Source organism: Clostridiales bacterium, from assembly GCA_017961515.1.
Lineage (GTDB): Bacteria > Bacillota > Clostridia > Acetivibrionales > RGIG10202 > RGIG10202.
The window spans coordinates 1-1,687 of sequence record JAGCXC010000011.1 but is presented as its reverse complement, the minus strand read 5'-3'; the positions used below and the strand labels follow the sequence as shown (position 1 = coordinate 1,687).

Annotated in this window: 1 protein-coding gene; it reads right to left on the bottom strand. The window is 31.2% G+C overall.

Annotation, left to right across the window (positions count from 1 at the left end; all coding sequences use genetic code 11):
• Positions 1 to 191 precede the first annotated feature (191 nt).
• The coding region (locus J6Y29_00430) for an AAA family ATPase (protein MBP5426358.1) at positions 192 to 1,687 on the bottom strand (1,496 nt) is incomplete at its 5' end.

The window sequence follows — 1,687 nt, the reverse complement described above, 5'->3', positions numbered from 1 at the left end:
ATATTTATAATGAAGACGAGAGTTCAAGCTCCGACGTAAATTTAACGCGTCCTTTAGGATGCACACGGATTTGAATGGTAAGTTGTACCCTGCCGGGTACACAAATCCGGCGCAGCAATACTCGCAAGCTCGTATTGACATACGCATATGTTGAGATAAATTTAATCTCGAAAATCTTGATTAATCATTCCCTATATTTCTTCTATAATTGCCTTATGCTTTTTATCTTTGCTATCTTTGTCATACACTATGCCAACAGCAAGTTTTTTGCCAAAGTACGAATCTATAGAAGATTCATAATCTCTAGACTTAATTTGTTGGATGGCATTTTCGGCACTACTACCATCTGTTTTTAATTCTATTATAAAGGCAGTATCAGTTGGATATAGCGGATAGAATGTAAAATCTGTTCTGCCTTTTCCCCCAATATCTTCTCTTTTTATTATATATTTGTCACGTGCTGCAATGTATGCAATTGATATTATGCACGCTAGCGAATTTTCATCACTATATTCAAAATAAGATGTATTTTTGTTGTGTACATCGTCTATAATAGATGCTACTTTATCTGCATCCATATTTATTGTAGCCTTAAGTAGGTCTCTAGATTGTTCTAATATTTTAGTAAGGTTCCCCATAACAGGATTTAGTAACAAAGTTTCAAACTTTTTCATAACCTCTTTATTAGGTATAGAAACAAAGCCTTTGTGATATGTCAAATAACCATTAACAACCATAAGTGATAATATCTTTTCTTTTGAAACAAGCTCAGGACTCTCAGTTGTATATTTAGGAAGATATACTTCCAAAGATTGACCTGCCATCATTTTTATAATATCTCTTCTTATATTATGTATATCATTTTGTACATATCCTGCTAACTCTAGTGAAGACACAGAATCTCCCCAATAATTTTGACATTCCCCATCAGAAAGAGCATAGTAAACTGACATTGGATTATATACTCGCTCGCCACTTCTTGTTCTATATCCATTATACCATTCTTGTAATTGTTCTAATGAAACCTTGTCTTGTTTTTTACACAAAGTTTCAACCTCTTGTTGTGTAAATCCAAAATAACTTTCATAAAAAGGATCATATAGTGCATTATATTCTCTAAACATGTTGATAGTGGATCCACTAAAATATTTTGCAATAGGTAATACACCAGTCATATATGCTAATTCAACATAAGGCTGACCTTTTAGCAACCCAGTTAAGAACTCAGAAAAATTTGTTCTATCCTCTGATGTATATTTTTTGTTAGTAAATATATAATCCCATTCATCAATAATGAAGATAAAGCCTTGACCTGTTTTTTTGTATGCAAAATCTAACATCTCATGTAACAAATCGCCTGGCCTGACATCAGGACAATATTCTTTAATATCAGAAGTTAATCTATCTATGAAATAATTTTTATATTCTTTATAAGATTCAAAAACATTCGAACCAGTATTAAAAGACATATATATTACATTGTGCTTGTTAAGATGCTTTTCATAAGACTCACATTTAGCAATATTTAGATTATCAAATACATTCTTAGAATCCAAATTTTTAGTATAATAACTTGCAAGCATTATTGCGTTTAGGCTCTTGCCAAAACGAGTTGGACGAGTTATACATATAAATCTATCATATACATTTATGTTTTGGTTTAGTTTATCTATAAATTCAGACTTAT